The sequence below is a fragment of the Rubrivirga aquatilis genome (genome assembly GCF_046845665.1).
Lineage (GTDB): Bacteria > Bacteroidota > Rhodothermia > Rhodothermales > Rubricoccaceae > Rubrivirga.
The window spans coordinates 884,358-897,874 of record NZ_CP177355.1 but is presented as its reverse complement, the minus strand read 5'-3'; the positions used below and the strand labels follow the sequence as shown (position 1 = coordinate 897,874).

Annotated in this window: 11 protein-coding genes; all 11 read left to right on the top strand. The window is 71.3% G+C overall.

Going from position 1 to position 13,517, the window contains the following annotated elements; genetic code table 11:
• The first annotated feature begins 24 nt into the window (after nt 1-24).
• Complete coding sequence (tkt, locus tag ACLII4_RS03885; protein ID WP_412070552.1) at nt 25-2,046, top strand: transketolase; 2,022 nt, start codon at nt 25-27, stop codon at nt 2,044-2,046.
• Entirely contained in the window at nt 2,046-2,240 is a 195-nt protein-coding gene (locus ACLII4_RS03880; protein ID WP_412069583.1) for a hypothetical protein, read from the top strand. The genes tkt and ACLII4_RS03880 overlap by 1 nt, the downstream gene beginning before the upstream one ends.
• Nucleotides 2,241-2,409: 169 nt before the next feature.
• Nucleotides 2,410-2,676 carry a hypothetical protein gene (locus ACLII4_RS03875; RefSeq protein WP_412069582.1) on the top strand — a complete coding sequence of 89 codons (267 nt, stop codon included), beginning with the start codon at nt 2,410-2,412 and terminating at the stop codon, nt 2,674-2,676.
• Between the two features lie 352 nt (nt 2,677-3,028).
• Nucleotides 3,029-4,105, top strand: coding sequence for a 3-isopropylmalate dehydrogenase (gene leuB, locus ACLII4_RS03870; RefSeq protein ID WP_412069581.1), 1,077 nt, complete (start codon nt 3,029-3,031; stop codon nt 4,103-4,105).
• Between the two features lie 6 nt (nt 4,106-4,111).
• Nucleotides 4,112-5,719 carry a 2-isopropylmalate synthase gene (locus tag ACLII4_RS03865; protein WP_412069580.1) on the top strand — a complete coding sequence of 536 codons (1,608 nt, stop codon included), beginning with the start codon at nt 4,112-4,114 and terminating at the stop codon, nt 5,717-5,719.
• A 178-nt stretch (nt 5,720-5,897) separates the two neighbouring features.
• A complete protein-coding gene (ilvD, locus tag ACLII4_RS03860) occupies nt 5,898-7,631 on the top strand; it encodes a dihydroxy-acid dehydratase (RefSeq protein ID WP_412069579.1) in 1,734 nt (577 codons plus the stop codon).
• Nucleotides 7,632-7,809: 178 nt separating this feature from the next.
• Entirely contained in the window at nt 7,810-9,597 is a 1,788-nt protein-coding gene (ilvB, locus tag ACLII4_RS03855; RefSeq protein ID WP_412069578.1) for a biosynthetic-type acetolactate synthase large subunit, read from the top strand.
• Nucleotides 9,598-9,672: 75 nt separating this feature from the next.
• Nucleotides 9,673-10,260, top strand: coding sequence for an acetolactate synthase small subunit (ilvN, locus tag ACLII4_RS03850; RefSeq protein ID WP_412069577.1), 588 nt, complete (start codon nt 9,673-9,675; stop codon nt 10,258-10,260).
• Nucleotides 10,261-10,338: 78 nt separating this feature from the next.
• Nucleotides 10,339-11,382, top strand: coding sequence for a ketol-acid reductoisomerase (gene ilvC, locus ACLII4_RS03845; RefSeq protein WP_412069576.1), 1,044 nt, complete (start codon nt 10,339-10,341; stop codon nt 11,380-11,382).
• A 61-nt stretch (nt 11,383-11,443) separates the two neighbouring features.
• On the top strand, nt 11,444-12,742 hold the full coding sequence (locus ACLII4_RS03840) for a 3-isopropylmalate dehydratase large subunit (RefSeq protein ID WP_412069575.1): 1,299 nt from the start codon (nt 11,444-11,446) through the stop codon (nt 12,740-12,742).
• A gap of 94 nt (nt 12,743-12,836) precedes the next feature.
• Nucleotides 12,837-13,400 carry a 3-isopropylmalate dehydratase gene (locus tag ACLII4_RS03835; RefSeq protein WP_412069574.1) on the top strand — a complete coding sequence of 188 codons (564 nt, stop codon included), beginning with the start codon at nt 12,837-12,839 and terminating at the stop codon, nt 13,398-13,400.
• Nucleotides 13,401-13,517 lie beyond the last annotated feature (117 nt).

Sequence of the window (13,517 nt, the reverse complement as noted above, 5' to 3'; positions counted from 1 at the left end):
GAGACGCCCGCCCCCGCCACCGAGATGGAAGACCCCGCCCCGGCCCGCTCCGCCGCCGACCGCGCCCGCCTCGAAAAGGCGACCGCCGACACCATCCGCGGGCTCACCATCGACGCCGTCGAGGCCGCCAACTCGGGCCACCCCGGCCTGCCGATGGGCATGGCGGACGTCGCGACCGTCCTGTGGGGCCGCTTCCTCAAGCACAACCCGAAGGACCCGCAGTGGTTCGACCGCGACCGCTTCGTGCTCTCGGCCGGCCACGGCTCGATGCTGATCTACAGCCTGCTCCACCTCGCCGGCTACGACGTCTCGCTCGACGACCTCAAAGACTTCCGCCAGCTGAACTCGAAGACGCCCGGCCACCCCGAGTTCGGGCACACGCCCGGCGTCGAGACCACGACCGGGCCGCTGGGGCAGGGGCTGGCGACGGCCGTCGGCATGGCGATTGCCGAAAAGCACCTCGAGGCCCGGTTCAACACCGACGGGCACACCGTCGTCGGCCACTACACCTACGTCATCGCAAGCGACGGCGACCTCCAGGAGGGCGTCACGAACGAGGCGTCGTCGCTGGCGGGGCACCTCGGGCTGGGCCGCCTGATCGTGCTCTACGACGACAACCACGTCTCCATCGACGGCGACACCGAGCTCTCGTTCACCGAGGACCGCGCCGGGCGCTACGAGGCGCTCGGCTGGCACGTCATCCGCGAGATCGACGGGCACGACAACGAGGCCGTCGCGACGGCCATCGAGACGGCGCGCAACGTGCTCGACCGGCCCAGCTTCCTGGAGGTCCGCACGACGATCGGCTACGGCTCGCCGACGCTCGCCGGCCACCACGAGGTCCACTCCGACGCGCTCGGCGCCGACGAGATCAAGGCGACCAAGGAGAACCTCGGCATCCCCCTCGAGCCCGACTTCTACGTCCCCGACGAGGCGACCACGCTCTTGCGCGAGCAGGCCTTCCGCGGCGCCCAGGCGCACTGCGAGTGGGAGGGCGCGATTACGGCCTACGACAGCGCCGAGGCCGACCGAGCCGCCGATCTCCGCCGCCGCATCGCGGGCTCGCTCCCCGAGGGCTGGGCGGATGCGCTGCCCTCCTTCCCCGCCGACGCCAAGGGCATGGCGAGTCGCGCCGCGAGCGGCAAGGTGCTCGACGCGATCGCGGACGTGCTCCCCGAGCTCGTCGGCGGCTCGGCCGACCTCACGCCCTCGGTCAAGACGAAGGCCACGGGGATGTCGGACTTCCAGGCCGCCAGCCCCGCCGAGCGGTACCTCCACTACGGCATCCGCGAGCACGCGATGGCGGCGGCCATGAACGGGATGGCGCTGCACGGCGGCGTCCGCCCCTACGGCGGCACGTTCCTGATCTTCTCCGACTACAGCAAGCCCGCCATCCGCCTCGGCGCGCTGATGGGCGCGCCCGTCGTCCACGTGTTCACGCACGACTCGGTCGGGCTCGGCGAGGACGGCCCGACGCACCAGCCCGTCGAGCAGCTCGCGGGCCTGCGCGCGATCCCCGGGCTCGACGTGATCCGCCCGGCGGATGCGAACGAGACCGCCGCCGCGTGGCGCGTGGCCCTCGACGGCGGCCGCCCGACCGCGCTCGCGCTCTCGCGCCAGGCTCTGCCGACGCTGGCGACGACGGCCGAGCGCGCCACCGACGGCGTCGCCCGGGGCGGCTACATCGTCGCCGACTCCGACGGCGAGCCCGAGGTGATCCTGATCGGCGCGGGCGCCGAGGTGGGGCTGCTGATGGAGGCGAAGGAGACGCTTGGGGGCGGCGCGCGCGTCGTGTCGATGCCCTGCCAACGCCGCTTTTTCGAGCAGGACGCGGGCTACCGCGATTCTGTCCTTCCCCCGTCAGTCCGCGCCCGCGTCTCCGCCGAGGCCGGCTCGCCGGTCGGCTGGCACCGCATCGTCGGGCTCGACGGCGAGGCCCTCGCCATCGACCGCTTCGGCACGAGCGCCCCGGGCGCCGAGGCGCTCGCGGATCTCGGAATGACGGCCGAGGCCGTCGTGGCCGCCGCTCGTCGGGTGATGGCGTAGTGGATCTGGCCCGGATCGCCCGTGTGCTCGCTGTGGTGGCCCTGGTCGTCGGGGCCGTCGTGGTTGGCGTGAGCATCGCCCGCGACGGCCTACCGGGCGACGTCGTCGGGTGGATCCTCATTGCCGGCGGGCTGTCGGGGTGGTCGAGGATGGCTCGCAAGCCGCCGCGCGACGGCGACGAGCCCGGGTCCTGATCTCGAATTGATGGGTGCGTCGCCCCGTCCTCGGGCGGTGCGTGTAGGACGGAAGCGCTTTGGGAAGCGCTTCGATGTGAATCCGTTGTGCCGGAAGCGCTTGCGCCTTGCGAGACGGGCAACCGATGGCCGACGGATCGGTTGGGGGGGCTCTCCACAGAGTCCCGCCATGACGTTCCGCCTCCGCTTCTCGCCCTTCACCGCCGCCCACGTTCGGGTCCCACTCGCGGGCCTGGCCCTCGGCCTTGGGGCCCTCGCCGGCTGCGAGAGCTCCGTCCCCCACCCCCTGCTGGACGCCCCGACAGAGCCGGGCCGCCGGGCCGAGCCGACCGACCGGCCGAGTGCGCCCCCGCACGTCCCGCACGTCCACGAGTCCGTGACGCCCGGCTCCGGCGCCATCCGCTTGCCGTCGGTGCTTCAGGGCTACGGCATGTAGGTGGAGGCTCTCCGTGACACCGACCGGTGGTGGCTGCCAGCCCCATCCATCATTTCTTCACACGATCAACACAATTGGAAGGGCTTCCGATTTTCACAAAGCCTTGTCATGCCTCGCCATGGGCGGCTACAATGACGGCCCTTCGACGCGCTTTCACACTCGTCCTCGCATGACCGCTCCTGCCTTCCGACTCGTCCTCGATCCCGCCCCGGTGGCGGTGGACGCGGTCGTGGTGCTGGGCGCCGTCCTCCTTCCGGTCCTCCTTATCAGCCTCCTCGGAGGCTGATTTCAAGACCGACTCGAGGCCGCTGATTCGTCGCACGCTCTGGGTTGGTCACCCCGAGCTCCCCCGATGATCAGCCCCCCCCGCCCCTACTCGCTCGCCCTGCTCCCGGGCGACGGGATCGGCCCGGAAGTGAGCGCCGAGGCCGTCCGCGTCCTCGAGGCCGCCGGCGAGGTCAGCGGCTTTGCGTTCGAGACCACCGAGCACGCCGTCGGTGGCGCTGGGATCGACGCGTGTGGCGACCCGCTGCCCCGGGCCACCCTCGACGCCTGCCTCCTGGCCGACGCGGTCTTCCTGGGCGCCGTCGGCGGCCCCGACTGGGACGCCGTCCCCCCCGAGACGCGGCCCGAGCGCGGTCTACTCCGCTTGCGCGCCCGCCTCGGCGCCTTCGCCAACCTGCGGCCCGTCGTCGTCTCCGATGCGCTCGCCGAACGCTCGCCGCTGCGGCCGGAGCGCGTGGCCGGGACCGACCTGCTGATCGTCCGCGAACTGACGGGCGGGATCTACTTCGGGCTCCCCCGCGACCGAACCGCGACCGAGGCGTACGACACCATGCGGTACGCGGTCGCTGAGGTCGAGCGGATCGCCCGCGTCGCCTTTGACTGGGCCGAGAAACGGAGCGGGCGCGTGACGTCGGTGGACAAAGCCAACGTGCTCGCGTCGTCGGCGCTGTGGCGCGACGTCGTGTCCCGCGTCGGCGCCGACGAGTTCCCCGATGTCGCCCTCGAGCACCTCTACGTCGACCACGCCGCGATGGAGGTCGTCCGCGACCCGCGCCGGTTCGACGTCGTCGTGACCGGCAACCTGTTTGGCGACGTGCTCTCGGACTTGGCCGCGACGCTGCCCGGCACACTCGGCCTGCTCCCGTCCGCCAGCTTGGGGGGCCGCGCGGGCCTGTTCGAGCCCGTCCACGGCAGCGCGCCCGACTTGGCGGGCCGCAACGTCGCCAACCCGCTCGCGGCCATCCTCAGCGCCGCCATGCTGCTCGACGCCCTGGGCGAGGGCGCCGCCGCCGACGCCGTCCGCGCGGCCGTCGAGGCCGTCGTCACCGACGGCCCGCTCACCCCCGATCTCGGAGGCACCGCCTCCACCCCCACCGTCGGCGCCGCTGTGGCCGACGCCGTCTCATCTCTCACCCTCACCTAAGCCGTCATGTCGTCCCCCACCGACCGCATCGTCCTGTTCGACACCACCCTGCGCGACGGCGAGCAGTCGCCCGGCGCCGCGATGACGCTGGCGGCCAAGCTCCGCGTCGCCGAGATCCTGGCCGCGCTCGGCGTCGACGTGATCGAGGCTGGCTTCCCCGTCTCGTCGCCGCAGCAGGCCGACGCCGTCCGCGCGATCGTGGAGCGGATGGGCGGCACCGGCCCCGTCGTGTGTGCCCTGGCTCGCGCCCACGAGGGCGACCTGCGCGCCGCCGCCGAGGCCCTGGGCACCGGCCCGAACACGCGGCTCCACACCTTTATCGCCACGAGCGACATCCACATTGCCGCCAAGTTCAGCGCGGCCCGCTTTGGGGCGTCGATGGCTGAGCGCCGCGCGAGCGTGTTGCGGATGGCGACCGAGGCCGTCCAGCAGGCTCGGGCCCACACGCCCGACGTCGAGTTCAGCGCCGAGGACGCGGGCCGGACCGACCACGCCTTCCTGTGCGACGTCGTCGCCGCCGCCGTCGAGGCCGGGGCCACGACCATCAACATCCCCGACACGACCGGCTACTGCACGCCGTCGGACTACGCCGCCCTCTTCCGCGCCGTCGCCGACTGCTGCGACATGAGCGGCGTCACGCTGTCGACGCATTGCCACGACGACCTGGGGCTCGCAGTCGCCAACACGCTGGCGGGCGTCGAGGCCGGGGCGCGGCAAGTCGAGGTCACCATCAACGGGATCGGCGAGCGAGCGGGCAACGCGCCGCTCGAGGAGGTCGCGATGGCGCTGCGCGTCCGGGCCGACCACTACGGCGTGACGCACGGGCTCGACGCGACCAAGCTCGGCGAGGCCAGCCAACTCGTCTCGGTCGTGACCGGGTTCGCGCTCGCGCCCAACAAGGCCGTCGTCGGCGCCAACGCGTTTGCCCACGAGGCCGGGATCCACCAGCACGGCGTGCTCAAGAACCGCGAGACGTACGAGATCATGCGCGCCGAGGACGTGGGCGCGGCCGTCGAGGGCATCCGCCTGGGCCGCCACAGCGGCCGCGCGGGCCTGTTCGACCGCCTCGACCGCCTGGGGCTCACCGTCGCCGACGCCGACCGCGAAGCCGTCTACGCCCGCTTCGTGACGCTCGCCGACCAGAAGCGCGAGGTCTACGACGGCGACCTCCGCCAGATCATCGACGCCGCCGCCGCCGCGCCGACCCGCGGGTTCGCGCTCGCCAGCCTGCACGTCTCGACCGGGACCGACGAGCAGCCCCGCGCCGAGGTCACGCTCGCCGAGGCCGAGACCGGCGCGCTCCGCGTCGAGACCGCCTCGGGCGACGGGCCCGTCGACGCCATCTACCGCGCCATCGACGGGGCCGCGGGCCGCCCGCACCGGCTCGAGAGCTATTCCATCCGCGCCCTCACGAAGGCCGCCGACGCCCAGGGCGAGGCGCTCGTCATCGTCTCCGACGGCCCCGCAATGGCTCAGGGCAAGGCGGCCGGCACCGACATCCTCCGGGCCTCCGCTGAGGCCTACGTCGCCGCCCTCAACGGCTTGGACGCCGACGCCCACGACGAGGGCGACTTCGTCCGAGAGGGCATCATGGCGTCGTTCGACGCCGCGTGACAATGGCCCGCCTCACTTGCCATCCAGAGCGGAGGGCGAAGCCCGAAGTCGGGGAATCTCTAGCGAGCACCCCCTTCGTCCAGCGCTCCCGTCGTCGGCCCGAGCGCCCGTCGCACCAGAGATCCTTCGACTCGCTCAGGGTGACACCCGGTTCGCCCTCCGCCATCTGCACCCTCCCATGAGAAGCGACACCGTCAAGGCCGGATTCGAAAGAGCCCCGCACCGGAGCCTGCTCCGCGCGACCGGCCAGATCACGTCCGACGACGACTTCGACAAGCCGTTTATCGGCGTTTGCAACTCGTACATCGACCTGATCCCGGGGCACGTCCACCTCCAGTCGTTCGGGAAGGTGATCAAGCACGCCGTCCGCGCGGCCGGCGGCGTCCCGTTCGAGTTCAACACGATCGGCGTCGACGACGGGATCGCGATGGGCCACCTCGGCATGCGCTACTCGCTGCCCTCGCGCGAGCTCATCGCCGACTGCGTCGAGACCGTCGCCCAAGCGCACTGCCTCGACGGGCTCGTCTGCATCCCCAACTGCGACAAGATCGTGCCGGGGATGCTGATGGGCGCCTTGCGCATCAACCTGCCGGTCGTGTTCGTGAGCGGCGGGCCGATGGCGGCGGGCCGTCTTCCAAATGGCGAAGCCATCGACCTGTCGACCGTCTTCGAGAGCGTCGGCCGCCACCAGACGGGCGAGATCGACGACGCCCAGCTGTTGCAGATCGAGCAGCTCGCGTGCCCGACCTGCGGCTCGTGCTCCGGCATGTTCACGGCCAACTCGATGAACTGCCTGATGGAGGTCGTCGGGCTGGCGCTGCCGTACAACGGCTCGATCCTCGCCACCGACCCGCGCCGCCGTCAGCTTGCGCGCGACGCCGCGAGCCGCATCGTGGACCTCGTCGCCGAGGACTTGAAGCCCCGCGACATCGTCACGGCCGACGCGCTCGACGACGCCTTCGCGCTCGACATGGCGATGGGCGGCTCGACCAACACCGTCCTCCACCTCTTGGCGATGGCCCGCGAGGCCGAGGTGCCGTACGACCTAAGGCGCATCGCCGCCGTCTCGGCGCGGACGCCGTACCTGTGCAAGGTGTCGCCGTCGGTGCCGGATGTCCACATGGAGGATGTCGAGACCGCTGGCGGCGTCCCGGCGCTCCTCAAAGAGCTCGACGCCGTCGGCGCGCTGCACCCCGACCGCCCGACGGTCGCGGGCCCGCTGCGCGACACCATCGACGCGGCCGAGAACAAGAACCCGGCGATCATCCGGCCCGCGACGAATGCGTTCCGCGAGACCGGCGGGCTGTCGGTCCTCTTCGGCAACCTGGCGCCCGAGGGCGCCATCGTCAAGAGCGGCGCCGTCAAGGACGAGATGCTGACGTTCGAGGGGCCGGCGCGGATCTTCGAGTCCCAGGAGGAGGCCATCGACGGGATCCTGGGCGGCCAAGTGCAAAAGGGCGAGGTCGTCGTGATCCGGACCGAGGGCCCGAAGGGCGGGCCCGGGATGCCGGAGATGTTGGGCCCCACGTCTGCCCTCGTCGGGATGGGCCTGGACGCATCCGTCGCGATGATCACCGACGGCCGGTTCTCCGGCGCCACGCGCGGGCTCGCGATTGGCCACGCCTCGCCCGAGGCAGCGTCGGGCGGCCCCATCGGCGCCGTCGAGCCCGGCGACCGCATCCGCATCGACGTGCTGGCAGGCACGATGGATCTGCTGGTCGACCCCGCCGAGATCGCCCGTCGCCTGGCGGCGCGGCCCGCCTTCGTGCCCAAGATCCGGAGCGGCTGGCTCGGCCGCTACGCCTACTTCGTGACGAGCGCCTCCGACGGGGCCGTCTTGCGCCTGCCCGAGGCCGCCGTGCCCGTCTCGGGCGACGGCGCGACGGTGGCGGTCGAACCGGTCGCGCCATGACAATCGCATCGTCGTCCCAGATAAAGTCCCCCTCCTGGACAGGAGGGGACAGGGGTGGTAGACGGGCCGCCTCGGCGCTCCGAATGGTCTACCCCCTCTAACTCCCCCTGTCCAGGGGGAGGACTGGTTTCCCGCCTCGCCTCCATACCCAGCCGCGGACGCCCGCCGTCCGCCCGCCATGTCCACCGCGACCCTCCCCAAGCCGGCCCACCGCGCCGCGCCGACGCCCGGCACGGCGCCTGATGCCCAAGCCCCCGTCCTGACCGGCGCTGACATCTTCGTTCGGAGCCTCGAGGCCGAGGGCGTCGAGTTCGTGTTCGGCCACCCCGGCGGGGCCATCATCAAGATCTACGACGCGCTGGCACAGCTCCGGCCCTCGTTCCGGCACATCCTGGTCCGCCACGAGCAGGCCGGGACGCACGCCGCCGAGGGCTACGCCAAGGCGACCGGCAAGGTGGGCACCGTCCTCGTCACCAGCGGACCGGGCGCGACGAACACCGTCACCGGCATCGCGGACGCCATGCTGGACTCGGTCCCGATCGTCGTGTTCACGGGCCAGGTGTCGGTCCCGCTGATCGGCGGCGACGCGTTTCAGGAAGTCGACACGATGGGCGTCACACGGTCGGTCTCAAAGCACAGCTTCCAGGTACGCTCCGCGGCCGACCTCGCGCCGACCATCAAGGCGGCCTACCACATCGCGCGGACCGGCCGGCCGGGGCCGGTCGTGGTGGACCTCCCGAAGGACATTCTGGTCGAGGAGGCCGCGTTCGAGTACCCGGACTCGGTCGCGCTCCGCGGCTACCACTACGAACACCCGCCCCAGCCGGCCAAGATCGAGCGGGCCGTCGGCATGATCGCCCGAGCGCAGCGTCCGCTCCTCTACGTCGGCGGAGGCGTCATCTCGGGCGACGCCACCGACGAGCTGACCGAGCTGGCGCGCCACGCCCGCATTCCGGTCACGACCACGCTCCACGGGATCGGCAGCTTTCCCGAGACCGACGAGCTGGCGCTCGGGATGCTCGGCATGCACGGGACGTACTGGGCCAACATGGCCGTCCAGACGTGCGACCTGCTGATCGCCGTCGGCGCCCGCTTCGACGACCGCGTGACGGGCAAGCTGGAGGCGTGGGCCCCGCACGCCGAGGTCATCCACATCGAGATCGACCCGTCGTGCGTGTCTAAAAACGTCTTTGCCGACTGCGCCATCCTGGGGCACGTTCGGGACGTGATCGCGCAGATGCGGCCGCACCTCGAGCCCAAGGACACCGCCGACTGGCTCGCACAGATCGACGGCTGGCGCCAGCAGGTGGCCGAGAGCGAGGACGCGCCCGCCGAGACCGGCGACGGCCCGCTCCAGCCCCAGGTCGCCATCCGCAAGCTCGGCCAGAAGGCCGGGCCGACCGGCGTGCTCACCACCGACGTGGGCCAGCACCAGATGTGGGCCGCCCAGCACTTCGGCTTTGGCCGGACGCGCAGCCACATCACCTCGGGCGGGCTCGGCACGATGGGCTTCGGCTTCCCGGCCGCCATCGGCGCGGCGCTCGGCTTGCGCGGGACGGACGCCACGGTCGTCTCCATCAACGGCGACGGCGGCTTCCTGATGAACTGCCAGGAGCTCGGTGTCGCGGCCAAGCACCGGCTGCCGATCAAGCTGGCCGTCATCAACAACTCCCGGCTCGGGATGGTGCGCCAGTGGCAGGAGCTGTTCTTCGGCGAGCGCTACAGCGAGACCGACACCTCGGACACGAACCCCGACTTCGTCGCCCTGGCCGAGGCCTTCGGCTGCGTCGGGATGCGGGCCTCGACGCCCGACGAGGCGGATGCGGTCATCGAGGCGGCCTGGGCCGTCACCGACCGGCCCGTCCTGATGGAGTTCGTGGTCCCCAACGCCGAGATGGTCTTCCCGATGGTCCCGGCCGGCGCGGCGACCGACAACATGATCCTGCGCCGCTTTAGCGGCGAGTAATGGGCGGTGGGAAACGGAGACGGGTCGCCGCCGACGCGCCCGGAGCCGTTGCCCATCACACATCCCCCTTCACCCATGACCCACCCCGGCTCCCGCGCGCTCACGCCGCAGCAGCTGCTCCGCAAGCGGGCCGACGGCGAGACCGTCCTGGCCGACGCCCCGGAGTCGCCCCAGGCCCACGTCCTGTCGGTCCTCATCGAGAACCACGCCGGCGCGCTCAACCGCGTCGTCAACCTGTTCTCGGCGCGGAACCTCAACCTCGACAGCGTCTCCGTCGGACCGACTGACGACCCCACCGTCTCGCGGCTGACGGTCGTGACGACGGGCTCGCGGCGGCAGATCCGTCAGGCCGTCCGGTTGGTCCGCCAGCTCTTGGATGTCCTCGCCCTCGACGAGTTCGCGCCGGGCGACCCGGTCGTCGAGCGCGAGCTGTGCTTGGTCAAGCTGGCCGCCACGGCGGCTGACCGCTCGGGCGTGCTTGAGCTGGCGCGCGGGCTCGGCGGCACCGTCGTCCACGCCGACCGCGAGGCCGTCACGGTCCAGCTCACCGGCCTTTCGGCCGAGGTCGACGCCTTTATCGAGGTCGTCAGCGAGCACGGCCTGCTCGAAGTCGCTCGAAGCGGCCGCCTCACCCTCCATCGCCAGCGGCACCTCTCGCTCTAGGGACGTGGGCCGGGCGGGTGACCGAGCTCTCAGACGACCAACCTTCCACGATCACACCTTCCACCTTCAACGCTTTCCATGACCGTCCACTACCAAGCCGACCCGTCCGTCATCCGCTCCAAGACCGTCGCCGTGATCGGCTACGGCAGCCAGGGCCACGCCCACTCGCTCAACCTCCGCGACAGCGGCGTCGACGTCGTCGTCGGGCTCCGAGCCGGCTCGGCGTCGGCCGACGAGGCACGGGAGGCCGGGCTCGAGGTCGTCTCGCCCGCCGAAGCGGCCCAGCGCGGCGACGTGATCATGCTGCTGGTCCCGGATCAGCACCACAAATCGGTGTACGAGGAATCAGTCCGCGAGCACCTCACGCCGGGCAAGGCCCTCGCCGTGGGCCACGGGTTCAGCGTCCACTACGACCAGGTCGCGCCGCCCCAAGGCGTTGATGTCTTCTTGGTGGCGCCGAAGTCTCCGGGGCACTTGGTGCGCCGCGTGTACACCGAGGGCGGCGGCGTGCCGTGCCTGGTCGCCATCCACCAGGACGCGACGGGCGGCGCGCTCGACCTCGCCCTTAGCTACGCCGACGCCATCGGCGGGACGCACGCGGGCGTCATCGAGACGACGTTCAAGGACGAGACCGAGACCGACCTCTTCGGCGAGCAGGCCGTGCTGTGTGGCGGCTCGGAGGCGCTCATCAAGGCGGGCTTCGAGACGCTCGTCGAGGCGGGCTACCCCGAGGAGCTGGCCTACTTCGAGTGCTTGCACGAGCTCAAGCTCATCGTCGACCTGTACTACGAGGGCGGGCTGGCGCGGATGAACCACAGCGTCAGCGACACCGCCGAGTACGGCGGCCACGCCATCGGCAACCGCATCATCACCGACACCGTGAAGGGCGAGATGAAGAAGGTCCTGGGCGAGATCCAGTCCGGCGCCTTCGCGCGCGAGTTCATCGCCGACCAGGCGGAGGGCGGAACGAAGCTGGCGTCGATGCGCGCGGCCTCCGAAGCCCACCCGCTCGAGACGGTCGGCAAGAAGCTCCGCGGCATGATGGGCTGGCTCAAGCCGAAGGCCGCCAGCTCCGGCGACGGTGCCTCCGAGCCCGCCGTCCCCGCCTCGGCGAGCGCCTGACCCTCTCGTTGCGCCGCGGCGCCCCTCCTTTCCCGGAACGCACCGGCCCTCCCACTACCCCATGACCATCACCGAAGCCATCCTCGCCCAGCACGCCGGGCGGGACCGCGTGGCCCCGGGCGAGACCGTCTGGATCGACGTCGACACGCTCATGACGCACGACGTCTGCGGGCCGCCGACCATCGAGATCTTCAAGCGCGAGTTCGGCGAGGACGCCAAGGTCTGGGACCCCGAGGGGCTCGCCATCATCCCGGACCACTACATCTTTACGGCGGACCAGCACGCGCACCGCAACATCCAGATCCTGCGGGCCTTCGCGGCCCAGCACGACCTCCCGCACTACTACGACGTCGGCGGCGACCGCTACAAGGGGGTCTGCCACATGGCCCTCGCCGAGGAGGGCTTCAACCGGCCCGGCACGACGCTCTTCGGGACCGACAGCCACACCTGCACGTCCGGTGCCTTCGGCCTCTTCTCGACCGGCATCGGCAACACCGACGCCGCGCTCATCATGGGGACCGGCAAGATCTGGGTCAAGGTGCCCGAATCGATGCGGTTCGTGTTCGAGGGCGAGCTCCCGCCGTACCTCATGGCCAAGGACCTCATCCTGGCCGTCATCGGCGACATCGGGACCGACGGCGCGACGTACCGGGCGATGGAGTTCGACGGCCAAGCCGTCTACGACCTGTCGGTCGAGGAGCGGATGACGCTGTGCAACATGGCCATCGAGGCCGGCGGCAAGAACGGGATCATCCAGCCGGACGCCAAGACGATGGACTACACGCGCGCCCGGACCGACCGCGACTTCTCGCCGGTCTACTCGGCGCCCGACGCCCGCTACCATTCGGAGCGCGTCTACGACGTGGCCGCGATGGAGCCCGTCGTCGCCAAGCCGCACGCGCCGGACAACAAGGCGCCCGTCTCCGAGGTCGCCGGGACCAAGCTCGACCGCGCCTACATCGGGAGCTGCACCGGCGGCAAGCTGGAGGACTTCGTCGCCGCGGCCAAGATTCTGAAGGGCCAGGAGGTGCGAATCGACACGTACATCGTGCCCGCCACGACCGACGTCCGCAAGGCGCTGTGGACCGAGACCGTCGAGGGCGACACCCTCCACGACATCTTTGAGCGGTCGGGCTGCAAGATCGGCCTGTCGAGTTGTGCGGCCTGCCTCGGCGGCCCCGTCGACACCTTCGGGCGGACGCACGGGGCCGAGGTCGTCATCTCGACGACGAACCGCAACTACCCCGGCCGGATGGGCTCCAAGCAGTCGGCCGTCTACCTCGCCTCGGCGCTCACGACCGCCGCCTCGGCGCTGTCCGGCGTCATCACCGACCCCCGCGACGTGATGGTGGAGGGATAGGGAAGGATCCGGGATGGAGGGAAGCGGGACTCCGCCTCGGCCCTCACGCCCGGTCTCCGCACGCCTCCATCCCTCTGCATCCCGCATCCCTCTTATGAACTCCCTCATCCGCGGCCTCGCCTACGTCCTGGGCGACCACGTCGACACGGACCAGATCATCCCGGCGCAGCACCTCGTCTACAGCCTGACCGACCCCGAGGAGCGCAAGCTCTACGGGACGTACGCGCTGTCGTCGGTGCCGCCGGAAGGGGCCGGGCTGCCCGACGGCAACGTCCCGTTCGTGGCCGAGGGCGAGCACCGGAGCGCGTATTCGGTGATCGTCGGCGGCGGCAACTTCGGGTGCGGCTCGTCGCGCGAGCACGCGCCGTTCGCGTTGCGCGAGGCGGGGATCGAGGCGGTCGTGGCCGAGAGCTACGCCCGGATCTTCTACCGCAACGCAGTCGACGGCGGGTTTTTGGCGCCGTTCGAGTCGCGCGAGTCGCTGGTCGCGCACGTCCGCACGGGCGACGAGGTGGAGCTGGACACGAAAGCCGGCACCTTTGCCAACCTCACGACGGGCGAGAGCTGGGCGCTCCAGCCGCTCGGCGACGTGGCGGGCATCCTGGAGGCCGGCGGCGTGTTCGCGTACGCCCGCCAGCAGGGCCTCATCCCGACTTGAGGGTTGCCGTCGGCGGAGGCGGCGCCGAGGGGCGGTGAGCGGCCTTGTAGGACGGAAGCGCTTCGTTGTGAAGCGTGCGCGACGCAAGCGCTTCCGGGGACGTGCGGGGGTGTCGAC